We start from the raw sequence: 22,668 nt of genomic DNA, 5'->3' as shown, positions 1-22,668 counted from the left end.
ACAATACTAACCAATACAAACAATAAATTACCTATAACAAGTTTTTTAACTTTAATTTTACAGATATTTTATTTTTTTACCGTAAAAAGTTAGTCAATAAAGAAAATAGCTAAAAAATGACTCAAACTACCCAACAATACAAAAACATGGAAGGTTGCATGGCTATACTTTATTTTTTTTAAGGAATAGAAAATAGCTCCTACAGTATAAAAAACTCCACCAAGAAAAAGATACGACAACCCTTCATTTGATAAATTTTCCATTAAAGGTTTTATTACAAAAACAACTTGCCATCCCATTAATAAGTACAACGCAGTTGATAGTTTATCAAACCGTCCTGTAAAAAATAACTTTAATACAACTCCGGTAATGGCAAATAGCCAAACAAAAATAAACATATACCAACCTAGTTTTGGTAGTAATACAACCAAACAAAACGGAGTATACGTTCCGGCTATTAATACATAAATGGCTGCATGATCAAAAATATTAAGTCTTCGCCTAAGCTTAGGTTTTTTAGCTGCGTGATAAAAAGTAGATGCTGCATATAGAATTACTAAACTCAATCCGTAAATACAGAAACTAGCAGCTTTCCAAAAGTTATGATAACTTAGTGATTTTTGGATAAGAAAGGGAAGAGCTACTATACTTAGTAGCAAACCAAACCCGTGAGTAAGGATGTTTAATCTTTCTTCTTTTTCGCTATAAAAGTGATTTAAATTCTCGCTCATTGTTAGGTCGATTAGTATCCTTCATATACAACTCATCATTTATTAATTCATTGTATATCACATCATATGTTTCTTCTTTAAGTTTTTTCTTATCCTTAGCTTCTAAGTTATCCGTTTCAATAAATGCGCATTGTTTTACTCTAAGTATTCCTGGAGATCCTTTAAAAAAATCCCAAGAAAATAAACGTTTTCCATCATAATACACTTGAGGAACAATCGGTATTTGGTGCTCGATAGCTAAGCTAAATGCTCCGTTTTTAAACGGTGCTAAAACAATGTTTTCAGCAGGTACTAATCCTTCAGGAAAAATAGCAACACTTGTTCCATTCTTTAACCTACTATGAGCTTCTTCGTATACTCTTTTTCGGCTTTCTAAATCACTTCTATCAACTACAATAACCACTTTTTTGTAAAAGAAACCAAAAATTGGAAATTTTGCTAATTCTTTCTTCCCAACGAAAACTATTGGGTTTTTACTCATAGCTATTAGAATCCATGGATCTATAAATGACGCATGGTTAGCACAAAACATATAACTTTTGTTTCGATCAATTTCTTGCTCTTTTTCAACTTTTAATCGGAACCCCATTCCGTAGATTAAAAAATAAGCCCATGCTCTTACCACCTTCCAAAAAACTGGATAATACTTTTCATCTGAAGTTAAAACCAGCATAAAAGGCGCCATTATTAATATTGAAACTACAATTAGTGTGTAGAACCAAACACGCCAAATAAAACGAATAGGAAAAAATATATACTTCAATTCTTCTAAATTATAATCAACTAACTAACCTTGTACTTCTTCTATCAAAAAAATTTAGTATCAAGGTTCCCCTAATATGCGAATGTAGTAATTTCTTTTGTTTGATAAATTTTAAGCTTATTTTTGCTCACTTAAGCAAGCACTTATTTAAAAACATTTCAAAACAGACTTATGTCAAGAATTTTAACAGGAGTACAAAGTACAGGAACCCCACATTTAGGGAATTTATTAGGAGCAATTTTACCTGCAATTGAAATGGCAAATGATTCTAAAAACGAATCGTTTATTTTTATTGCCGACATGCATTCTTTAACACAGATTAAAGACGGAAACGAATTGCGAGAAAACACCTATAGTGTTGCGGCTACTTGGCTTGCCTGTGGTATTGACATTAACAAAACAGTATTTTATCGCCAAAGTGATATTCCTGAAGTTACTGAATTAACTTGGTATTTAAGCTGTTTTTTTCCATACCAACGTTTAACATTAGCACATGGTTTTAAAGATAAAGCTGATCGTTTAGCTGATGTAAATACTGGATTATTTACCTACCCTATGTTAATGGCAGCTGACATTTTATTGTACGATGCTGAAGTTGTTCCTGTAGGAAAAGATCAATTGCAGCATTTAGAAATGACACGCGACGTTGCTAACAGGTTTAATAATATTGTGGGTGAAACTTTAGTTCCACCTCAAGCAAAGATAAATGAAAACACAAAATTAGTTCCTGGAACTGATGGTGAAAAAATGAGTAAATCTCGAAATAATTTCATCAATATTTTCTTACCAGACAAAAAGTTACGTAAGCAAATTATGGGAATTCAAACAGATAGTAAAGCTCTAGAAGATCCAAAAGATCCAGATACTGATAATGTTTTCGCTTTATATAAATTATTAGCTTCGGAAGAGCAAATAGCCGAAATGCGTACTAATTATGAAAATGGTGGTTATGGCTACGGACATGCAAAACAAGCTTTATATGAATTGATTATTGATAAATTTTCTGATGTACGCGCTAAGTATAATCACTATATGGAAAACCGCCATGAAATTGATGAAGCTTTAGCTGTAGGTGCAGAAAAAGCTCGTTCAATTGCCAAAGATGTGCTACAAAGAGTTAGAGAAAAAATAGGATACTAATAATTTATACCACCTAATAAATAAGTCATTTTATCCTTAAAAAATCAGGAGTATATCCCTATGAAAAACAGGGAATAGGTAACCTTTGTTAGTTGTGTTTTTTGATAGTTTTACACTACTATTAACCTCAAACTAACATATTATGCCACATTATGCACAAGGAACAACAGGATGGACAAAATTAAAAGGTTATCAGGCTTTATGGGATCCTAAAATTGATTTGGGTAAGTTTTACTTTACAACATTTCAGGGGAAAAGACAAGAAACTCCATATATGACAGCAGATAATTTTGCTAGAGTAATTGATATTCTAAGAAATGAAACTCCAGTATATGGAAACGCAACTACTGGCTCTGTAACCACGCAAGGAGAACTTGTTGGTGAAGAGGAGAGCTAGGAGGTTTAAATATCATAATTAACTAAACCCAGAATAAATTTATTCTGGGTTTTTTATGCTTATTTTTATAAATTCACAACATGAAAAAATTATTAATTTTAGTATTCTTAGGAATCGTTGCCTGTAGTACTCCAAAAGAAAAAACACAAATAGTAGAAGCTTCATGCGGTCAATGTAAGTTTGGTTTAGATAGCCAACATGGCTGTGATTTAGCTGTAAAAGTAGATGGACAAGCCTATTTTATTGATGGTGCACACATTGATGATTATGGTGATGCCCATGATAAAAATATCGGTTTTTGCAATGTTGTTAGAAAAGCAGAAGTTACTGGAAAGATTGAAGGTGGTAAGTTTAAAGCTTCTTCTTTTAAAATTGTAGAAGAATGATTTTTAGACCTCTATATAAATAAAAACCGAAGTAATTATTACTTCGGTTTTTTATTACTTCAAAAATATTTTCATTTTTATAATAATCTACCCTTTCTACCTTATCAAAACAACACCCCAACAGAATTAAATCGCTGATTTTGTGAACATTTACAATAAAAATAGTATTTTTAAACTCATTAAAATTCTTTCGCGAGAAAAAATAGACATAAACCTTGAGTGTCTATAAAATGTTCAGGGATTTAATCAAATTAATTAAATCGTTATTATTATGAAAAAACAAATTTTAAATCTAGGAAAAAGATTAAACAGAAAAGACCAAGAAGAAATTAAAGGAGGAAGAATGTTTTATGACTGTGCAGACTTTTGTAGAACTGCTTGGCGTGAAGGGGATAGAGATTTTTACATACAGGATCAAATGGAAAAGTATGGTTTAGATTGGTCTCACTGTGTTTGTTAGTATCGAAATATATTGATATAAAAAACGCCTGAAAAATATTTTTCAGGCGTTTTCATTTTTATCTACACTCCAACTATGGCGCTGGATTTGGAATCACTTTATGCACAGTTTCTATCTCTGCTAAAATAGCATCAGACAATTCAATATTAATTGAATTAATATTCTCTTTTAACTGACTCATTTTTGTAGCTCCAATAATATTGCTCGTTACAAATGGCAACTGATTGATATATGCTAATGATAGTTCAGTTAACGTTAATCCGTGTTTATTCGCTATTTTTTGATACTCTAAAACTGCTTTTTCCGAGCCTTCATTTTTATATCGTGCAATAAAACGTGGAAATAAAGTTCCCCTTGCTCCTTCTGGAGTTTTTCCATCGATATATTTTCCTGTTAATACTCCTTGTGCTAATGGAGAATAAGCTAATAAACCTATATTTTCTCTCATCGAAACCTCAGACATCCCTACTTCATACCCTCTATGAATTAATGAGTATGAGTTTTGAATCGTTACCATTCTTGGTAAACCTTGCTGTTCTGCAGTTTGTAAGTACTTCATCGTTCCCCAAGGAGTTTCGTTAGACAAACCAACGTGTTTAATCTTTCCTTGTTTCACAAAATCATTCAGCGTTTCTAAAATTTCTAAATGCTTTTCAGCTTCTTTTGCAGAGGTTTTGTATGGATAATCACGTACCCCAAAACAGTTTACCCCACGATCTGGCCAATGCAGTTGGTATAAGTCAATATAATCGGTTTGTAGGCGTTTTAAGCTCCCTTCAATGGCTTCGCTTATATTCTTTCTATTGAAACCACCTGTTCTAATATGAGCTGTGTAATCACCTCCTCCTGCGATTTTAGAAGCCAACACTACTTTCTCTCTATTTCCTGTTTTTTTGAACCAAGAACCTATTATTTTCTCTGTTGCTCCATAGGTTTCTGGAGTAGCAGGAACAGAATATAATTCCGCAGTATCAAAAAAGTTCACCCCTTGTTCTAAGGCATAATCCATTTGTTCATGACCTTCGGCTTCTGTATTTTGTCGTCCCCATGTCATAGTTCCTAAACAAATTTTTGAAACTTTTACATCGGTATTGGGTAGTGTTGTATATTTCATATTATTCTGTAATTATTAAAGGCTTACTTTACTGCAAACCAATAGTCATTTCGAAAGAGTTTAGATTGAGAAATCTTTAACTTGAAAGTTACTTCCTTAATGAGATTTCTCGCTACCGCTCGAAATGACGAATTATTTTAAAATTGCTTCAATTCCTGGTAAGGTTTGTCCTTCTAACATTTCTAACATCGCTCCTCCACCTGTAGATACATAACTCACTTTATCCGCAAATCCGAATTGTTTTACAGCTGCAACCGAATCTCCTCCTCCTACTAATGAAAACGCCCCGTTTTTAGTGGCTTCTTCAATAGCATTTCCTAAACCAATGGTTCCTTGGGCAAACTTTTCCATTTCAAAAACACCTAAAGGGCCATTCCATAAAATAGTCTTTGATTTTGCAATAACTTCAGCAAATTTTTCAACGGTTTTAGGTCCGCAGTCTAATCCCATCCATCCATCTGGAATTTCATTAGTATCTACTACTTGTGTATTTGCATCGTTTGAAAAAGCATCTGCAATAACTGCATCTACTGGTAAGTGAATTTCTGTATTGTTTTCTTTCGCTTTAGCTAATATTTCTAATGCTAACTCTAATTTATCTTCTTCAACTAGTGAATTTCCAATCTTTCCTCCTAGAGCTTTGATAAACGTAAACGTCATTCCTCCACCAACGATGATATGATCTACTTTTTCAATAATATTTTCAATCACTCCAATTTTAGACGACACTTTTGCTCCTCCTAAAATAGCAGTTACTGGTTTTTCTGAGTTGTTTAATACTTTATCAATGCTTTCAATCTCTGTTGCTAATAAGTTTCCGAAGCATTTATTTTCTGGAAAAAATTGCGCAATAATAGCAGTAGAAGCATGGGCTCTGTGTGCTGTACCAAAAGCATCATTTACATACACATCTCCCCATTTAGACAATTGTTCAGCAAAAGCAATATCTCCTGCTTTTTCTTCTGGGTAAAAACGTAAGTTTTCTAATAATAAAACCTCACCGCTTTTTAAGTTTGTAACCACATCTTCAACAGTTGAACCAATACAGTCATCTACAAACTTAACTTGTACACCTAAAACTTCTGTTACTTTACTAACAATATGACGTAACGAAAATTGATCTTCTTTTCCTTTTGGACGCCCTAAGTGAGACATTAAAACACAGCTACCACCATCTTCTAATATTTTTATAATAGTTGGTTTTGCTGCTTGAATTCTTGTATCGTCAGTTACTTCAAAACTATCATTTAAAGGCACATTAAAATCTACACGGATTAATGCTTTTTTATTTTCAAAATTGAAATCGTTCAATGTTTTCATCTTAAGTTGTGTTCTGTTTCAGCTAACAAAAATAATTATTTAAATCTGATTGGTTTCTATTCTTTTTAAGCTTTCAATCTTATATCTTTGTTAAACTTACATACTGGAGATTATGAATACAACTTCCATAAAAATAACTTCGGATAGACTTAGCCTACAAAAATGTTACGATTTTGTAGATGATCCTTCTTGTGGTGGAATTGCTGTTTTTGTAGGTACTGTGAGAAATGCTACGCAAAACAAGCAAGTAACTCAATTAGATTTCTCTACTTATAAACCAATGGCCATAAAAGAAATGCAAAAAATTGCAGACGCTGCTTTGGAAAAATTTGGAGTGACAAAAATAGCCATACATCATGCAGAAGGTTTATTAACTATTGGTGATATTCCTGTAATTATTACGGTTTCTTCTCCACACAGAAAAGCTGCTTTTGAAGCTTGCCAGTATGCTATTGACACCCTAAAAGAAACAGTTCCTATTTGGAAAAAAGAATTTTTTAAAGATGGTGAGGTTTGGGTAAATGCGCATCCTTAAAAATACTATATTTGGATATGTTAGTTTTAACTAGGGGCATTAGCTCAGTTGGCTAGAGCGTTTGACTGGCAGTCAAAAGGTCATCGGTTCGACTCCGATATGCTCCACTATTTTTTTAATCATGATTGAATTTATTACGGCTACTAACCAAACCGATTTGCTTCAGATATTGGATTTACAGCGACAAAATTTGCCTGAAAAATTATCAGAAACAGATAAAAAAGAACAGGGTTTTGTTACTGTTCGTCATGATTTAGAAATACTTCAAAAAATGAACGATATGCACCCGCATATTATTGCTAGGAATGATGGTAAAGTCATTGGCTATGCTCTTTCAATGTCTAAAAGTTTTAGAAATGACATTCCAATTCTCATTCCTATGTTTGATGAAATAGACACAACTTCAAAAGGAGCTAAACCCTATATTTTAATGGGGCAAGTTTGTATTGACAAACACTTCCGAGGAAAAGGTATTTTTAGAGGATTGTATGCTAAAATGAAGGAAGAATTCACTGGAATATACGATTCTATTATTACAGAGATTGACGAAAAAAACACTCGATCTATCAACGCGCATAAAGCCATTGGTTTTAAAACTTTAAAAACCTACAAAAGTAACAATCATGACTGGGAAATTATTTATTTAGAGATTTAATAAGGTAAATCGGTAGGCTCAATAAAATTGATTGTCGGGTCGTATAATTCCGTTAACAGATTCTTTATTTCAGCCATAAATTCTTCTAATTTTTCTTCTGTAATAGCATTATCAGGCTTTCGGTAATTGGATGAAAAGTTCATTTGTAAAAAACCACTTTTTAAATTTTTAAACGAGATTATTCCTGCTTCTAGTGGTTTTTCAAAATTAAATTTTGTGTGTTGAGTGTATAAAAAAGCATACAACATTACCTGAATAGCTTTATGATACTTTAAATCGCGTATAGCTTCAAAATCGAGTACTTTTAAGTTTGTACTATCCACCATTCCTGTTTTATAGTCGATAATTCTAGCAACTCCATTTAGCTCATCAATACGATCTACAATTCCTTTTATTTTTATCGGAAAATTAATTCCTTCAACCATAATTTCTGAAGACAATTCTTGCTCAGTAGCTACTACTTTCAGTTGGTTATTTTCGTCTTTTAAGAGTTGTTTTTCTTTAGCTAAAAAGTTCTCTACAAAACGATTCGCAACTTCAAAAATTAATCGATTCTTTCCTGTGGTTAAATCTCCATTTTTAAAATGTTTTGAGAAATAAAAGCTTACTAGTTCCTTTGTTTTTTTCTGCATATTCTCAATATCTCCTACTTGCAGAAATTTTCCTTCAAAGGGCTTATATAATTCTTCCAAAGTATCATGCACAACAGTTCCCATAGTATTTGTAGCAACCGTTTCTTCAACGTCGTCTAGTTCATTAATTTTTAAAATTTTCTGCTTGTAAAAAGCAATCGGATTGTACAAGTAATTGGTTAGTGCTGATGGAGAAATTCCTTTTTGAGCTAATTCTTGTAAGCGTTCTAGTACTTTTTCATCTTTTTGAATTTCTTTTAACTGCACAGGTGATGTTACTACTTTCGGACTTATAATTTTTTCTGTAATATCATCTCGCATCATTTCTAACTGCGTTACAAAACGGCTTTTTTCTCCACTTCCAAACACATCATGCTCTGTATTATACAAAATGTAAATATTTTTTGCACGTTGTAGTAATCTAAAAAAGTGGTACGAGAAAAGTGCATCTTTTTCTCTATAGGTTGGTAATCCAAACTCTATTTTTACATCAAAAGGAATAAAAGTGTTTTGCTGTTGGTTGGCTGGTAAAATTCCTTCATTTACTGAAGTTATGATTACATTTTCAAAATCTAACACACGTGTTTCTAACACTCCCATTAACTGCAATCCCTGTAACGGTTCTCCTTGAAATGATAAACTTTCTGACTGGATTAATTGTCTAAAAAATTGATGCAAGGTTTTTAAGTCTTGTACGTAACCAAATTCATTATGTAAATTTTGTAACTGAGTAAATGCGGTATAGAAACGGAATAAATATTCTTTTTCCAGTTCATTCGTATTCTCTTTTAGCAAATTAATCAACTCAATTATTCTGTTTAAAAATTCACTAATTGATGAAAACGGATTGAAAATACTCTTTATATTTTTCTTTATTTCTTCATTTACAGGGGATAAAAATGTAGTTACTTCTTCTTGGCTAACAAATGTGTTGTTTTCTTTGGCTACAGCTTCTGAAATTACATCTGCAATATTCTTTTCTTCATTTATTTGTAGTAGCGTATAAATTGTTGCATCTTTTACTAATCTGACTACATCTTTATGATAAAAAAGATTTTCTTCCTTCTTTTCTAACTTTTCTTGATTGATAAATAAATGAAAGATTGCAAAAACTAAACTTGTTGTAGGAATATCTTTTAGCGGATATCCCATTGTAATATTTACCGCATCTACACTCTTAGGCAACGAGTTTAAAGTAATTGGCAACAGCGTTTCATCTGCCAACACTAATGCTGTATTGTTATAATTAGGAAGTTTGGCTAAAATTTCTCCTGCATATTTTATCTGTGTAATGTTTTTAGACGCTCCAATTACTTCAATATGTTTCTCTTCTGAAAAATACTCTTTAATGGTTTGAATTGGGTATTGTTGATAATATTTCCAACGAGTTTTGTACTTTCTTAAAAAGCTTCCTGCTTGATGTTGGCTCTCATAAAACGTTCTATCAATATCCCAATATGCTTCTGCATTTCCGTTTAATAAAAATTGTTCAAACAAGAACTCTTCCGCAGCATTTAAAGCATTAAACCCTATAAAAAAGTACTTTTTTTTATGATTTTCACTAATAAAGTTTGCTACTTTTTTGGTCGCTTCTCTATACAAAACCCCTTGATACCCGATATTATTTTCAAGTAAAAACTGATAAAAAGCATCGTAATATTTGTTCAACTTTTCCATGAAAGCAAAATGATCTTTCATCAATTCAGTTTCTTGAAACTCTCCCTTTACCGACCATTTTCTTAAACGATGTATATCTCGTAAGTACACAAATATTTCTCGTGTATTAATTAAATGCTGATCGATTTCATTAAAGTCTTGCAATACGGTAAATGCCCAAGATGAAAACACATCAAATGAATCTGGCTTTTCTTCTTGTATTTTATAGATTGTATAAAAATGGAAAAGTAGCTGAACGGAGTCTACCTTTTTCATTTCTGAAATTTCTTCAACGAAATCTCCAATATTTATAATTTCTGGTAAGAAGCCTGCTGAAATTTTATTTTTAAACGTTTCTTTTACAAAAACTCCCGCCCTTTGTGAAGGCAGCACAAACACAACATTCTCAAACGATTTGGTGCTTTGTAAAATAGTATCTAACGTTTCTGAAATAAAAGACTGCATTTTTTATAAAATGATTTTAGCTTGAATCGAAAGTACAATTTTTATCCTATTTTTGAGAGTACAAATAGCCTATATTCATGAACACAACGAATCACTTAAGAGTAGCTTTGATTCAATCGGATTTAATTTGGGAAAATCCAACAGCAAACAGAAAACAATTTGAGGAAAAAACAAACAGTTTGACTGAAGATATCGACTTAGTTATTTTACCTGAAATGTTTACTACTGGTTTCACTATGAATGCTTCAGATGTTGCTGAAACTATGGAAGGTGAAACAGTACAATGGCTAAAAAATTTAGCTAAAAAAAAATCTATAGCTATTACTGGTAGTATTGTTGTTTCTGAAAATAATCATTTTTACAATCGATTGTTATTTGTTCATCCTTCAGGAAAAATAGACACGTATGATAAAAAACATACGTTTACCCTAGCGGGTGAACATGAGGTTTTTTCTGCAGGAACTGATAGAATTACAGTTGACTATAAAGGATGGAAAATTTGTCCGCTAATTTGTTATGATTTGCGCTTTCCTATATGGGCTAGAAATACTGAAAACTATGATTTATTGCTATATGTGGCGAGTTGGCCTAAACCGCGTATTGAAGCTTGGGATAGTTTATTAAAAGCTCGTGCTATTGAAAATATGAGCTATACAATTGGTGTAAATAGAGCAGGTGTTGATGCTAACAAATATGAGTATACAGGAAATACGGTTTGTTACGATACCTTAGGAAACTGTTTAGCAAAAAACAACCAAGGAACTGAAGAAATATTGATTGTTGAATTAGATAAAGAAATACAAATAAAAACTCGTAATCGATTTCAATTCTTAGATGATAGAGACGAATTTATACTTCAATAAAAAAGCAACCTAATAGGTTGCTTTTTTACTTTTATGCAGGAATCATCCATTTAAAATTGAACTTTGTATCAGGTACTACAATACGTTCAGTGATTCGGTACATTCTGTCTGGTAATTTCATTAAGAAATCTCGTGCTTTTTCTGCTTCTGGAGTTAGATTAGTAATCTTATCTATTTCCCAAGCTTCATTTAGTTTTCTTACGATATCAACATAATCAAAACCAGTGTATACACCTATTCTTTGCGCAACGGTTGAAAAATCATCAAACAGACTTCCTTTTTCCCCAAATGACTCTCTTAAATGCATTGCAGGCATTACAATTTTATGCTTCATCATGTGTTGAAACGCTAACATCATTTCACTTGGATCAATTTTAAAAATCTCTTTTACAAACTCAGTATACGCTAAGTGGTGACGCATTTCATCTCCTGCAATAATTCGAGACATTTTTGCCAAGGCTTTGTGTCCTTTTTTCTTTGCTATTTTAGCAACATTTAAGTGCGAAACATACGTTGCTAATTCCTGAAAACTTGTATACACAAAGTTTTTGTAAGGATCGGTAGCTGTACCAATATCAAATCCGTCAGCTATTAAATGTTGTGTTGATACTTCTACCTCACGCATGTTTACTCTTCCAGATAGGTATAAGTACTTATTTAACACATCTCCATGACGGTTTTCTTCAGCGGTCCAAGCACGAATCCATTTTGCCCAACCATTATCTGGTTGTTGTGTTACTCCATCTAAGTCTAATAACCAAGATTCATAAGTTGGTAAAGCTTCTTCGGTAATAGTATCTCCTACTAAAACCACCCAAAAATCATCATCAAGCTCTTTTGATAGTTCTTGAATCTCTTTTACTTCTTCTATAAAAGAATCTTGTTGTGAATTGGGTAAAAAATCGGTTGGTTGCCAAATTTTTTCAATTGGCATTAAGAATCTGTCTACAAAACTGTCAATGTTTTTTTCCAGCGTTTGCATTACTTCCTTTCGAATGTTTTGTATTGACATAATTTACTTTAAGGGTTTATATTTATTGTTGTTTGTTTTCGTTTAGTATATCCCAGACTTTACAGCTGTTTCTGTTTTCGAAATTAACTCATCAAACGGTAAACTGCTTACTTTTATTGGTTTGTGGGTTTTTATCTTTATCGGGCTTCCAATTCCTAACGGGAATTTTCCGTACTTAAATACTTTCCATGAGTTATTAATTGATATTGGAACAACATAGGCTTCTGGATTGTATTTAGCTATCATTTTAAGCCCGTTAACAGAAAATGACTTAGGTTTTCCTGTTCTACTTCTTGTTCCTTCCGGAAAAATAGCCGCAGACCATTTATTCTGGTTTATGCGTTTCGCAAATTTTCCTAATTCTGACAATGCTTGTTTGGCGTCTTTTCTATCAATTAAAGCCGCTCCTCCATGTTTTAAATTGAAGGAAATACTAGGAATTCCTTTTCCTAGCTCTTTTTTTGATACAAATTTTGGGTAGTGTTTCCTAAGATACCAAATAATTGGCGGAATATCAAATGTACTTTGATGATTTGCGACAAAAATTAAGGTTGTATTTTCTGGTAAATCCTGTTTATTTTCAAACTGAACTCTAATTCCTAATATCAATAATGATTTTATGAGGAACCAATTCATAATATTTACTACATTCTGGTGTCCTTCTTGTCCAAAGAGCTTAAGACCTAACCATTGTAATGGATGAAAAATTAATAATAAAGAAAAAAACACCAATGCAAAGATTGATGAGAGTATATAACTTAAAACCTTCATTCTATTAGTTGTTTTGTTATTTGCTTAGTCTTTTATTTAATAAGTTAATCATACCGATTTCATTATTAAAACATTACTAGTGCGCAAAAATAGAAAATCCCGCGGAAGCGGGACTATAATTTTATCTTAAAACCAATTGCTCCAAGGAATTCTTGCGAGAATTAGTACTAAAGCTAAACCATAAAAGATGGTAAAGGTTTTAAACTTAGCTTCGCTTTTTACTTGTTTTTTATGTTTTGACCAACCTATCGTGATTAACACGATGGCAATTATCATGGTTAATGGGTGCTCAATAGCCAATAGTCTTGCCATTGGTTCTTTCATTACTTCACCTCCGTTAGATTTTAAGGCCTTATACCAAGGAGACATAAAATACCATCCTAAACCTATTAATAGTTGAATATGAGTTGTAATTAAAGTAAACAACCCTAAACGAAACTCTTTATGGGTAAATTCTTTTTTTTGTACTAATCCTATAATAGCATTTACAACAGTAAAAATTAAAACTGCTAATACAATATATGCCCAATAAGAGTGCAAAGTTTTCATCATGATTTTATACATTTTTAGTTAGTGTAAAAATACTGAATTTTCTGCATAAAAAAACCACCTCAATTGAGGTGGTTTTTGAATTTATTTTTTCTTAAAGTTTGACATTAAAAAGTATAAGTCAACCCTAAGTTCCAAGTTCTACCATAACCAAAAAACACTCTGTTAGAAGTATTAATACCATTCCAAGTTGTATCTCCAGGACGAGCAGCATTATTTGTATCTGCTTCTGAAATGTATAACTCATCTGTTAAGTTATTTACGTTAAAACGTAACCCTAAAGAGTTATCATTCTTAAAAGTATACTTGTACGAAATTCCAGCATCAGTTAATGAATAACCAGGCAATTTTAATGATTCAGAATCCTGAGAAGTGAATCCATCTGCATCAATAGACCCATATAAATTGGCTACATAGAACTGGCTGATATCAAACTTCAACCCTTCAGTGATTTTATAATCAAACCCTAATCTGAAAGTAGTATGAGGTACATCTCCAACTTTTTTATCTTCCAAATACAATGTTTTCTCTTGTTCCACTCCTCCTACAATAATTGGGTTATTAGATTCATCAAAATAAGTTGCAACAACATCAGAACCATACTCATAGTTACCGATTGATCCCATTAAGTTAACTGTTAAGTTACCAAATTTAGCTGTTGCCTCTAACTCAACTCCCATATGAATTTGCTCAACTCCTTGTAAATTAGCTGTCCCTCTAATATCATCTCTATCATCACTAGGTGTATTATTAATATCAAATTCACCAGATGCTGTCAAAAATCTATCTTTCCAAGATGTTCTATATAAGTTAATGTTTACGTTATAGTTTTCGTGTCTAAAACCATACCCTACTTCAAGACCTAAAATTTTTTCGTTGGTTAACCCCTCACTTACAGTATTAGAGTTATAATCTGGGAAAACAGCATCAAATAAAGGTTGCTTAGAATAATAACCTGCATTTGCAAACACATTGTGTTGTTCATTTATATTCCAATTAATTCCACCTTTAATATTACCTCCCCAAAGGTTTTGCCAATCCGATGCCTGCTCTGGGTCAGAATCTAAATAGTTAAAGTAATCTATTCTTTGGAATCCTTGACGAGAAACTGCTCCTTGAATAAATGCAGAAATATTATCTTTACTATACTCTAACTGAGTAAAAGCTCCCATCCAATTTACTTTTCCGTCATTATAATAATCTATTTTTTGTTCATCATCTACACTTTTGAAAACATTCCAAATATTTGAAATTTCTGGAGCGTATGTCTCAGTAATTACAGCTCCATCAGGGGTATTTATATTATCATAATCAACATAACTATCAGCTCCCATTAAATCCACTAACCTCCTATAGTGAATTCCTTTGTAAGTTCTTAAATCAACTCCAAAATCCAATGTTAACTCATCAGTTAGTTTAGTATTGAAGTTTGAAATTGCTCCAAACCAGTTATGAGAATTCATCGAAGATCTTTGAGAAATACCGTTATCACTTCCGTATTTACCTTCACCTGTAGGATGACCATCATTACCTGTATTAACATACGCTCCATTGAATTGACTTCTCATAGTAGGGTCGTTATATTGTCCTCCACCAAAATCAACTACCTCTTCTCCTCTGTTCCATCTTATAATATCATCAATGCGAACTAAACCATTTTCATCTTTTAATTTAGATCCAAAAGACTGATTTCCATTAATACGTCCAATAGACCCAACTGATCCTCCTCTCCCTAAAGAGGCATATAATACTGTAGACAATTTAGAATTATCGTTTATTCTCCAATCCCAGTTTAAAGAAGCAACAGGCTTGTGGTAAAAGTTCCCACTAAAAGTTTCTTCTTTACCGTTTCTATACCCCCAATCAGAGTTATACTTCCTGTTAGGGTCAACTCCATCACCATAATTAATATAATCATTTAATGAAGGTGCATAACCTCTACCGTTATGCCTTTGAGGAGCTCCTGTTACCGTGAACTGAAAGTCGTGATTTTCATTAGGTTTGTAACCTAAAGCTAAGTAGAAATTATATCCTTCAAACTCAGTACCATCAACATAACCATCTCCAGCCACTCTACCGAACAAAGCTGAAACAGATAAACCATTTTCTAACAAACCTGTATTGTAAGAAACGGTTGTTTTTAAATAATTATCATTTCCTACACTAGCATAAACTCTACCTCCTTCTTTTTTATCAGCAGAACTAGTTAATACGTTTATAGTACCACCAACAGAAGAAATAGCTAATTTAGAAGACCCTAAACCTCTTTGCACTTGCATAGCAGAAGTTACATCAGATAGACCAGCCCAGTTAGACCAATATACCCAACCATTTTCCATATCATTAACAGGCATCCCGTTAATCATAACAGCTGTATTTCTTTGGTCAAAACCACGAATATTAATTCTTGAATCACCAAAACCACCACCTTGCTTTGTTGCATAAACAGAAGGAGTAGTATTTAAAATTTCTGGAAATTCCTTAGATCCAAGTTTTTCTTGGATTTCTTCAGATTTAATAGTAGATACAGCTACTGGAGTTTTTCTATCTTTTGCAATATCAACAACCCCAGTGATAATAACCTCTCCTAATACATTGGAAGGCTCTAAAGCAATAGTTCCTAAATCAGAAGCTCCAGAAAAAGACACTTCTTTGTTAGTATACCCAACAAACGATACTACTACTGCTCCTGTGTTTGAGCTAGCGTTTAGTATAAATTTTCCATCAAAGTCAGTTGCTGAACCGTTTGTAGTCCCTTTTACTACAACGTTAGCTCCTGGTAATGGCTCCCCCATTTCGTCAACTACTGTACCAGTAATTTTTGTTTGACCTAAAACTGTAGCTGTTACAAAGAACAAAGCTACAAGTAATACATTTTTAAATGTTTTCATTTTTTAATCTAATTGTTATTAAATGCAGGTGCAAATATCCTGCTTTTCATTAGTGCTAATATTAACTTAATGTTAAGTTTTAACGATAAATTAAGACCCTACAATATCTAAAAAAAGCTATTTAACACTGAAAAACAACACATTACACCCAACCTTAATTGTTAACAAAACCTATATATAGGTTAAAAAACGTAAAAGAGATACGATTAGGTAGAATTTAATCGTTTATAAGTTTTTTTTTGGCTAGTTCTTTTCCTAATTCAACACCAAATTGATCGTATGAGAATATATTCCATAAAACTCCTTGAGTAAAAATTTTATGTTCGTATATGGCTAAGAGCATTCCTAAAGAATAAGGTGTTAATTTTTTAAAAGTTATTGAATTACTAGGGTGGTTACCATTAAACACTTTATAAGGTAAAAGTGTATTTATTTGGTTTAGTTGATTATTAACCTTTAATTCTAAATGAGCTTCTTCTTTAGTTCTTCCAAAAGCTAAAGCCTCTTGTTGAGCAAAACAATTTGCGAGTAACTTTTCGTGATGTTCTTCTAAACTATGTAAAGACTCTTTAAATTCAATAAAATCAACTGGTATTAATTTTGTTCCATGATGCAATAACTGCATAAAAGCATGTTGTGAATTGACTCCCGTTCCTCCCCAAACAATAGTTCCTGTTTGGTAATCAACTCTATTTCCATTTCTATCAACATCTTTACCATTGCTTTCCATCACAGCTTGTTGCAAGTATGAGGGTAACTTTTCTAAGTATTCACTGTACGGCATTACCATTTCTGTTTCTGAACCAAAGAAATTATTATACCAAATACTCAAAAGGGCTAATATAACTGGTATATTTTTGTCAAAATTGGTAGTTTTAAAATGGTCATCAATTTTTTCAGCTCCTCTTAACAGTTTTTCAAAGTTATCAAAGCCTAAGGATAATGAAATCGATAAACCTACAGTTGACCAGAGAGAAAATCGACCACCAACCCAGTCCCACATAGGGAATATGTTTTTTTTATCAACTCCAAAATTATCAACTGCTTTAGTATTACACGATACTGCAACAAAATGCTTTGAAACATCAAAGACAGTAGCTGATTTTAAAAACCAATCTCTTATTGTATTAGCATTATTAATTGTTTCTTGAGTTGTAAAACTCTTAGAAACTACAACAAAAAGCGTTGTCTCTGGATTTATCTTTTTTAAGACTTCAAAAACATGATCTCCATCAATATTTGATACAAAATGTGTATTGAGTTTATTTTTGTAGAATTGTAATGCTTCTACAACAATTTTAGGTCCTAAATCTGACCCACCTACACCAATGTTTACTACATCTGTGATAGGTTTTCCTGTATACCCTTTCCACTTTCCTGAAATAACTTTATTACTAAAAGCTTTCATCTTTCGTAAAGCTGTTTTAATTTTAGGTTTTACATCTTTACCATCTACAAAAATAGGCGTATCAGAACTACTTCTTAAAGCTGTGTGTAATACTGCTCTATTTTCCGTAACATTAATTTTATCTCCTGAAAAATATTTTTCGATAGCATCTTTTAATTCTACTTCTTCAGCTAAAGAAATCAATAAGTCTATTGTTTCTTGGGTTATTCTGTTTTTAGAATAATCCACAGACAATTCGTCTAAACAAATAGAAAACTCATCTTTTCTATTTTTATTCTTACGAAACAGTTCCTTTAACTCATAACCTTTCGCTTCATTAAAATGTTTTGTTAACCTCTCCCAAGCATTAGTTCCCGTAGGGTTTATATTCTGTAATGGCATAATTAATGTGTAGCTAAAATTTCTTTTTCTTTAAATGAAAGTGGTTCTGGTTGTGGCAATTTTATACTATCCAACTGACTTTTTAATGGTTTTATATACTCTAAATATGTGGGTTTTATTTTAGGGTCTAAAGGTTCTGCTGAGGGTAATTTTTCACGAAACGGATCCACTTGTCTTCCATTTTTCCAAAAACGGTAGCAAACATGAGGTCCACTTGTGTTACCTGTCATACCTACCCAACCAATAATATCTCCTTGTTTTACATATTCACCAACTCTCACTTTCCTCCTTTTCATATGTAAATACTGAGTTGTATAGGTGCTATTATGCTTTACTTTAACATAATTCCCATTACCTCCTCTTCTTGCAGATTCTACAACAGTACCACTAGCTGTAGTCATAATAGGAGTTCCATATCTAGCAGCAAAATCAGTTCCTTTATGGGCCCTCACTCTGTTACCATAAAGTTTTATTCGCCTTCTTAAATTATAACGTGACGATATTCTGTATTGAAATTTAATTGGAGATTTTAAAAATGCTCTACGCAGCATATTTCCTTCTTGATCGTAATATTCAGGAATTTTTTTTATTGAATCGGCTACATATCTGTACGCATACAAATCTTCACCTCCATGAGTGAAAATTGCGGCTTTTACTTCGCCATATCCGACAAAGGTGGTATCGTTTATAAACTTTTCTTCAAAAATCAATTTAAATGTGTCTCCTTTTTGTAAACGATAAAAATCTAGTGTCCAAGCATAAATATCTGCTACTGTATTGGTAAGTGTTGGTTTTAACTGTAAACTATCCATTGTTATAGATAAATTAGAGTAAATCTTACCTGCTATTTCTTTTTCAACAGTCTTAATCTTTTTTCTATGTTTATATGCAGATATTATAGAATCTTTAAAATCGATAATAGTAGCTTCTACTTTGTTATGTTTATAAATAAAAACCTGTGCTTGATCTAAACTGTCTTTTGAAGCTAAAATTGTGTACGCTTTTCCTGATCGTATCCTTCTTACATCAAAAGTATCTTTAATTCTGGTTGCTATTTCGTTAATTTTAGGATACATTACATGATGTCTATCCATAATAACTCCAAAACTTTCTCCACTCTTTATAGTATCGTTAATAACCTTATAATTATCTAAATTAAAACCATAAGCTATAACAGGCTTTGGTTTTTCTATTTTGACAGGTTCTTGTACGACTATTTTCTTTTCTTTTTTACATGAAAAGAAAAGGCATGAGATAATGAATGTAAGAATGAGTTTTTTCAAAAAAAAGCTGCTTTAAATTTGAGTTTATGCGCAAAAGTACAAATAAATACTATTTTTCCTCCCACTTTAACAATTCTTAAACAGCTTATATAGTTTTTTTAATCTACAACTATTTCAAAAGGGTTTGCTAATCCTTTATAAGCATCTAATTCTGCACGTAATGAACCTACGGCTAAAGAAGCTTTCATTTTTATTGGTATTTTATTGTCATCTGCTGAAATCCAAATAGTAACGCTTTCTTTTGCTTTAAAAACTCTACCCGCTTGAACCAAAGGTCTAAATTTTTGTGTTTTAACCTTACCAAACTTTGTTTTTAATGTTTCGTGCCCCAAAAATCGTAATTTAAACGGGTAACTTTTATTATCGAAAAACATATCAAGCTTGATTTCATCTCCTTTTCTTAAGTTTTTGGTATTCTGACTTCTTAAAAAATAGAAAGTAGAAATCATGTCTTGAGGTGATCTAACAGAAATTAATGTATCTTTTTGCTTACGGAAATCTTGAACGTACGCTGTGTTTTTTTTATGATTAAAGGTTATATGACGATTCTTTTTATGACCTCCTTCATCTATTTTTCTTTTGAATAAATAAGGTTGCACTTTGTCAATTCCAAAATAACTTTCATACCTGTCTTCAACCTTAAAAAACCAACTTATAACACCCGTTGTTTTACCTGTTCCTACAGCATGTAGTACTTTTTGGTTATTTAAATTCTTTTCTTTTAACTGTAAAACTGCTGTTCCTGCTTTTAAAAACCCACTATAGCTCATATCAAAACGAAGCCATTCTCCGCTCTTATAAGCTGTTGGTTTACTTTGTGCAAAAAAACTTTGTGCAACTACTAAAAATGTAAAAAACAATATTCTTTTTCTCATAATGTTCAAACTTATGAAAATTGATAGACAATTACCGTTCCAAAAATTAAAAAAAGCTGTTTAACAGAATATTAAACAGCTTTTATCTTATAGTTACTAGAATTTAAAACGTTCCCCAGTTTTCTAATTCTTCTTGGCTCCATAGGTATGGAAAGAAAATTCTTCTTTGATATTTTGGGTGCAAATATTTACGCCAATTACTACCTCCTGTGGCTTCTAGGTCTCCATCGCTTCCTCCTAAATATTTCCCAGCTGCATTATAATGTGCCATTACCCATTTAACATTTACAGTATAATCGTAATGACGCATTGCTTTTATTAGCTCTTCATTTTCTTGAACTTCTTCAGGTAATTGCTTGAATTTTTTTGAAAGGTTACAGTCATTATAATCTTCCATAAAATCTATAAATTCACCCATATACTTTTTCTCAAACAAATTTAATAAAGTTGTTTTTTGACCTGTTGTATAATTTTTACCTGCTGCTTGCCAGTATAAGTGATCATAGGCATTTTTAAATGATGAATTTCTATCAATTGTATCTCGATAACGTGCATCTATCAAATTAATAAGGTCTGTAGAGGCAAATTCAATTTTACGGTATTGTGCACTTTGAAAACCACTTGCAGGCGTTAGTGTATTGCGGAATTTTAAGTATTGTTCTACATCCATTCCGTCACCCATAACTGTAAAAGAACTACATAACATATCAAAATAACGACTAATACGCATTAAGTGTTTTGAGAACTTATCTGCTGTAATTTCTTCTGCTTTTGCTACTTGGTCAATTTCCCACAAAATCATTTTAAACAACAATTCATTTACTTGATGATACATGATAAAAACCATTTCATCAGGTAACGTAGTTCTAGGAATTTGTAGCCCTAGTAGCGCATCTGTTTGTATATAATCCCAATAGGTTATAGGCTCACTCCAAAGCAACCCTTCTAGCATTGCTTCAACAGGAACACCTAATTTATCGTATTTTTCTTCTATTGCTTTTAATATTTCTTCTTTACTCATTTGTTTGTTCTTTTATAATTGTTCTACATTCTTACTCTTTAGGTTAAGTAAGTTTTATGAGAAAGGAGATTTTATATTTAAATACCTATTTTGATTCATCATATAAATAATAAAAACCAAGAAACAAGGCAATTTTTACTGTCTTGAATCTTGATTTTTAATTTGCTTTATCTTATAAAATAAATTTTTACAGAGTTCCTCTTAATTCTTGCTCTCTTTCAATTGATTCGAACAAGGCCTTAAAGTTTCCTGCTCCAAATCCACGAGCACCCATACGTTGAATGATTTCAAAGAATAAGGTTGGACGATCTTCTACTGGTTTTGTAAAGATTTGTAATAAATATCCTTCTTCATCAGCATCTATCATGATTCCTAAAGATTTTAACCTTTCAATGTCTTCTCTTAACTCATGACTAAACTCTTCTAATCTTCCCGGTACAGCTTGATAATATGTTTCTGGTGGAGTTGATAAAAACTCTACTCCTTGAGACTTTAATTGACTTACTGTTTTTATAATATCGTCAGTAGCTACAGCAATATGTTGAACACCTGCACCTTCATAAAAATCTAAATACTCTTCAATTTGAGAACGTTTTTTCCCTTCGGCTGGTTCGTTAATTGGAAATTTAATTCTTCCGTTTCCATTAGACATTACCTTACTCATTAATGCCGAGTATTCTGTATGAATTTGTTTATCATCAAATGATAAGAAATTTTCAAATCCCATTACATCTTCATACCATTTCACCCAAACATCCATTTGGTTCCAACCAACATTACCTACCATATGATCGATATATTTTAAACCTGCTGCTGGTGGGTTATAATCTGATTCCCATTTTTTGAAACCTGGTAAGAACGTTCCGTTATAATTTTTACGTTCTACAAACATATGAACAGTTTCTCCATAAGTATAAACCCCTGCTCTTACAACTTCTCCGTGTTCGTCTGTTTCAACAGTTGGTTCCATGTATGATTTTGCTCCACGTGAAGTTGTTTCTTCATATGCTTTTCTTGCATCTTCAACCCAAAGTGCTACTACTTTAACTCCATCTCCATGTTTTACAATATGATCATTAATTGGAGATTTACTGTTTAATGGAGTTGTTAAAACTAATTTGATTTTATCTTGTTTTAACACATAACTTACTTCTTCTTTAGATCCTGTTTCTAATCCTTTGTATGCATATGATTGGAAACCGAATGCAGTTTTATAAAAGTGTGCTGCTTGCTTTGCATTTCCTACATAAAACTCTACATAATCTGTTCCTAAAAGTGGTAAGAAGTCTTGTGCTCCTTCAAATATTTTTTCTAAACCGTAGTTTACTGATTTTATTTCTTTTGACATTTCTCTCTATTT

21 protein-coding genes and 1 tRNA gene are annotated in these 22,668 nt (G+C 32.1%); 8 read left to right on the top strand and 14 right to left on the bottom strand.

Features of this window, described 5'->3' with window-relative positions; genetic code table 11:
• Nucleotides 1-89 precede the first annotated feature (89 nt).
• Together trhA and ACTPNM_RS02675 are read right to left on the bottom strand one after the other, a co-directional pair.
• Nucleotides 90-731: a PAQR family membrane homeostasis protein TrhA gene (gene trhA / locus ACTPNM_RS02680; protein WP_440120513.1), complete on the bottom strand. Its 642-nt coding sequence runs from the start codon at nt 729-731 to the stop codon at nt 90-92.
• Nucleotides 703-1,416, bottom strand: coding sequence for a lysophospholipid acyltransferase family protein (locus ACTPNM_RS02675; RefSeq protein WP_440122817.1), 714 nt, complete (start codon nt 1,414-1,416; stop codon nt 703-705). Before ACTPNM_RS02675 ends, trhA begins: the two co-directional genes overlap by 29 nt.
• Nucleotides 1,417-1,665: 249 nt before the next feature.
• Here ACTPNM_RS02675 and trpS point away from each other — a divergent pair, with 249 nt between their 5' ends.
• From trpS to ACTPNM_RS02655, 4 genes are all read left to right on the top strand, one after another.
• Complete coding sequence (trpS, locus tag ACTPNM_RS02670) at nt 1,666-2,634, top strand: tryptophan--tRNA ligase (RefSeq protein WP_440120512.1); 969 nt, start codon at nt 1,666-1,668, stop codon at nt 2,632-2,634.
• A gap of 142 nt (nt 2,635-2,776) precedes the next feature.
• Nucleotides 2,777-3,031 carry a hypothetical protein gene (locus ACTPNM_RS02665; protein WP_115899774.1) on the top strand — a complete coding sequence of 85 codons (255 nt, stop codon included), beginning with the start codon at nt 2,777-2,779 and terminating at the stop codon, nt 3,029-3,031.
• Nucleotides 3,032-3,111: 80 nt separating this feature from the next.
• Nucleotides 3,112-3,417 (top strand): DUF6370 family protein, encoded by a 306-nt coding sequence (locus ACTPNM_RS02660; RefSeq protein WP_440120511.1) that lies wholly within the window; start codon nt 3,112-3,114, stop codon nt 3,415-3,417.
• Nucleotides 3,418-3,688: 271 nt separating this feature from the next.
• Entirely contained in the window at nt 3,689-3,877 is a 189-nt protein-coding gene (locus tag ACTPNM_RS02655) for a hypothetical protein (protein WP_440120510.1), read from the top strand.
• Between the two features lie 73 nt (nt 3,878-3,950).
• On the opposite strand, the gene ACTPNM_RS02650 is transcribed toward ACTPNM_RS02655, so the two are convergent.
• Nucleotides 3,951-4,991: an NADP(H)-dependent aldo-keto reductase gene (locus ACTPNM_RS02650; RefSeq protein ID WP_440120509.1), complete on the bottom strand. Its 1,041-nt coding sequence runs from the start codon at nt 4,989-4,991 to the stop codon at nt 3,951-3,953.
• A gap of 132 nt (nt 4,992-5,123) precedes the next feature.
• The gene (locus ACTPNM_RS02645) at nt 5,124-6,311 is read right to left on the bottom strand and encodes a phosphoglycerate kinase (RefSeq protein WP_440120508.1); all 1,188 of its coding nucleotides are present in this window, start codon (nt 6,309-6,311) and stop codon (nt 5,124-5,126) included.
• A gap of 112 nt (nt 6,312-6,423) precedes the next feature.
• Between ACTPNM_RS02645 and ACTPNM_RS02640 the strand changes: the two genes are divergently transcribed.
• The 3 genes from ACTPNM_RS02640 to ACTPNM_RS02630 all read left to right on the top strand — a co-directional run bounded on the left by ACTPNM_RS02640 (nt 6,424) and on the right by ACTPNM_RS02630 (nt 7,501).
• On the top strand, nt 6,424-6,846 hold the full coding sequence (locus ACTPNM_RS02640) for a molybdenum cofactor biosynthesis protein MoaE (protein WP_440120507.1): 423 nt from the start codon (nt 6,424-6,426) through the stop codon (nt 6,844-6,846).
• 33 nt (nt 6,847-6,879) lie between these two features.
• A tRNA-Ala gene (locus tag ACTPNM_RS02635) sits at nt 6,880-6,953 on the top strand.
• Between the two features lie 14 nt (nt 6,954-6,967).
• Nucleotides 6,968-7,501, top strand: coding sequence for an N-acetyltransferase family protein (locus tag ACTPNM_RS02630; protein ID WP_440120506.1), 534 nt, complete (start codon nt 6,968-6,970; stop codon nt 7,499-7,501).
• Here ACTPNM_RS02630 and ACTPNM_RS02625 read toward each other — a convergent pair.
• Entirely contained in the window at nt 7,498-10,254 is a 2,757-nt protein-coding gene (locus ACTPNM_RS02625) for a PD-(D/E)XK nuclease family protein (protein WP_440120505.1), read from the bottom strand. The genes ACTPNM_RS02630 and ACTPNM_RS02625 overlap by 4 nt on opposite strands.
• Nucleotides 10,255-10,331: 77 nt before the next feature.
• On the opposite strand from ACTPNM_RS02625, the gene ACTPNM_RS02620 reads away from it, so the two are divergent.
• Complete coding sequence (locus tag ACTPNM_RS02620; RefSeq protein ID WP_440120504.1) at nt 10,332-11,117, top strand: amidohydrolase; 786 nt, start codon at nt 10,332-10,334, stop codon at nt 11,115-11,117.
• A gap of 31 nt (nt 11,118-11,148) precedes the next feature.
• Here the strand turns inward: ACTPNM_RS02620 and ACTPNM_RS02615 are convergent, their stop codons facing one another.
• The 9 genes from ACTPNM_RS02615 to hppD form a co-directional block, all read right to left on the bottom strand.
• Entirely contained in the window at nt 11,149-12,129 is a 981-nt protein-coding gene (locus ACTPNM_RS02615; RefSeq protein ID WP_274638988.1) for an acyl-ACP desaturase, read from the bottom strand.
• Nucleotides 12,130-12,171: 42 nt separating this feature from the next.
• Nucleotides 12,172-12,900, bottom strand: coding sequence for a lysophospholipid acyltransferase family protein (locus tag ACTPNM_RS02610; protein ID WP_440120503.1), 729 nt, complete (start codon nt 12,898-12,900; stop codon nt 12,172-12,174).
• Between the two features lie 126 nt (nt 12,901-13,026).
• Nucleotides 13,027-13,449 carry a hypothetical protein gene (locus tag ACTPNM_RS02605; RefSeq protein WP_440122816.1) on the bottom strand — a complete coding sequence of 141 codons (423 nt, stop codon included), beginning with the start codon at nt 13,447-13,449 and terminating at the stop codon, nt 13,027-13,029.
• Nucleotides 13,450-13,556: 107 nt separating this feature from the next.
• A complete protein-coding gene (locus ACTPNM_RS02600; protein ID WP_274638986.1) occupies nt 13,557-16,340 on the bottom strand; it encodes a TonB-dependent receptor in 2,784 nt (927 codons plus the stop codon).
• A gap of 217 nt (nt 16,341-16,557) precedes the next feature.
• A complete protein-coding gene (pgi, locus tag ACTPNM_RS02595; RefSeq protein WP_440120502.1) occupies nt 16,558-18,129 on the bottom strand; it encodes a glucose-6-phosphate isomerase in 1,572 nt (523 codons plus the stop codon).
• Nucleotides 18,130-18,131: 2 nt separating this feature from the next.
• Nucleotides 18,132-19,412, bottom strand: a complete 1,281-nt coding sequence (locus tag ACTPNM_RS02590) for a peptidoglycan DD-metalloendopeptidase family protein (protein WP_440120501.1) — start codon at nt 19,410-19,412, stop codon at nt 18,132-18,134.
• Between the two features lie 98 nt (nt 19,413-19,510).
• A complete protein-coding gene (locus tag ACTPNM_RS02585) occupies nt 19,511-20,287 on the bottom strand; it encodes a DUF3108 domain-containing protein (RefSeq protein ID WP_124587729.1) in 777 nt (258 codons plus the stop codon).
• 103 nt (nt 20,288-20,390) lie between these two features.
• The gene (locus tag ACTPNM_RS02580) at nt 20,391-21,308 is read right to left on the bottom strand and encodes a tryptophan 2,3-dioxygenase family protein (RefSeq protein WP_099214810.1); all 918 of its coding nucleotides are present in this window, start codon (nt 21,306-21,308) and stop codon (nt 20,391-20,393) included.
• A gap of 187 nt (nt 21,309-21,495) precedes the next feature.
• The gene (hppD, locus tag ACTPNM_RS02575; protein WP_440120500.1) at nt 21,496-22,656 is read right to left on the bottom strand and encodes a 4-hydroxyphenylpyruvate dioxygenase; all 1,161 of its coding nucleotides are present in this window, start codon (nt 22,654-22,656) and stop codon (nt 21,496-21,498) included.
• Nucleotides 22,657-22,668 lie beyond the last annotated feature (12 nt).

The sequence above is a fragment of the Tenacibaculum sp. Ill genome (assembly GCF_051938915.1).
In the GTDB taxonomy this organism is placed as follows: Bacteria; Bacteroidota; Bacteroidia; order Flavobacteriales; family Flavobacteriaceae; genus Polaribacter; species Polaribacter larymnensis.
This window is presented reverse-complemented; position numbering and strand designations above follow the sequence as displayed.

Excerpts from the sequence above, each read along its gene's own strand:
- trhA (WP_440120513.1), bottom strand. The coding sequence starts at position 731 with ATGAGCGAGAATTTAAATCACTTTTATAGCGAAAAAGAAGAAAGATTA.
- ACTPNM_RS02675 (WP_440122817.1), bottom strand. The coding sequence starts at position 1,416 with ATGGCGCCTTTTATGCTGGTTTTAACTTCAGATGAAAAGTATTATCCA.
- trpS (WP_440120512.1), top strand. The coding sequence starts at position 1,666 with ATGTCAAGAATTTTAACAGGAGTACAAAGTACAGGAACCCCACATTTA.
- ACTPNM_RS02665 (WP_115899774.1), top strand. The coding sequence starts at position 2,777 with ATGCCACATTATGCACAAGGAACAACAGGATGGACAAAATTAAAAGGT.
- ACTPNM_RS02660 (WP_440120511.1), top strand. The coding sequence starts at position 3,112 with ATGAAAAAATTATTAATTTTAGTATTCTTAGGAATCGTTGCCTGTAGT.
- ACTPNM_RS02655 (WP_440120510.1), top strand. The coding sequence starts at position 3,689 with ATGAAAAAACAAATTTTAAATCTAGGAAAAAGATTAAACAGAAAAGAC.
- ACTPNM_RS02650 (WP_440120509.1), bottom strand. The coding sequence starts at position 4,991 with ATGAAATATACAACACTACCCAATACCGATGTAAAAGTTTCAAAAATT.
- ACTPNM_RS02645 (WP_440120508.1), bottom strand. The coding sequence starts at position 6,311 with ATGAAAACATTGAACGATTTCAATTTTGAAAATAAAAAAGCATTAATC.
- ACTPNM_RS02640 (WP_440120507.1), top strand. The coding sequence starts at position 6,424 with ATGAATACAACTTCCATAAAAATAACTTCGGATAGACTTAGCCTACAA.
- ACTPNM_RS02630 (WP_440120506.1), top strand. The coding sequence starts at position 6,968 with ATGATTGAATTTATTACGGCTACTAACCAAACCGATTTGCTTCAGATA.
- ACTPNM_RS02625 (WP_440120505.1), bottom strand. The coding sequence starts at position 10,254 with ATGCAGTCTTTTATTTCAGAAACGTTAGATACTATTTTACAAAGCACC.
- ACTPNM_RS02620 (WP_440120504.1), top strand. The coding sequence starts at position 10,332 with ATGAACACAACGAATCACTTAAGAGTAGCTTTGATTCAATCGGATTTA.
- ACTPNM_RS02615 (WP_274638988.1), bottom strand. The coding sequence starts at position 12,129 with ATGTCAATACAAAACATTCGAAAGGAAGTAATGCAAACGCTGGAAAAA.
- ACTPNM_RS02610 (WP_440120503.1), bottom strand. The coding sequence starts at position 12,900 with ATGAAGGTTTTAAGTTATATACTCTCATCAATCTTTGCATTGGTGTTT.
- ACTPNM_RS02605 (WP_440122816.1), bottom strand. The coding sequence starts at position 13,449 with ATGAAAACTTTGCACTCTTATTGGGCATATATTGTATTAGCAGTTTTA.
- ACTPNM_RS02600 (WP_274638986.1), bottom strand. The coding sequence starts at position 16,340 with ATGAAAACATTTAAAAATGTATTACTTGTAGCTTTGTTCTTTGTAACA.
- pgi (WP_440120502.1), bottom strand. The coding sequence starts at position 18,129 with ATGCCATTACAGAATATAAACCCTACGGGAACTAATGCTTGGGAGAGG.
- ACTPNM_RS02585 (WP_124587729.1), bottom strand. The coding sequence starts at position 20,287 with ATGAGAAAAAGAATATTGTTTTTTACATTTTTAGTAGTTGCACAAAGT.
- ACTPNM_RS02580 (WP_099214810.1), bottom strand. The coding sequence starts at position 21,308 with ATGAGTAAAGAAGAAATATTAAAAGCAATAGAAGAAAAATACGATAAA.
- hppD (WP_440120500.1), bottom strand. The coding sequence starts at position 22,656 with ATGTCAAAAGAAATAAAATCAGTAAACTACGGTTTAGAAAAAATATTT.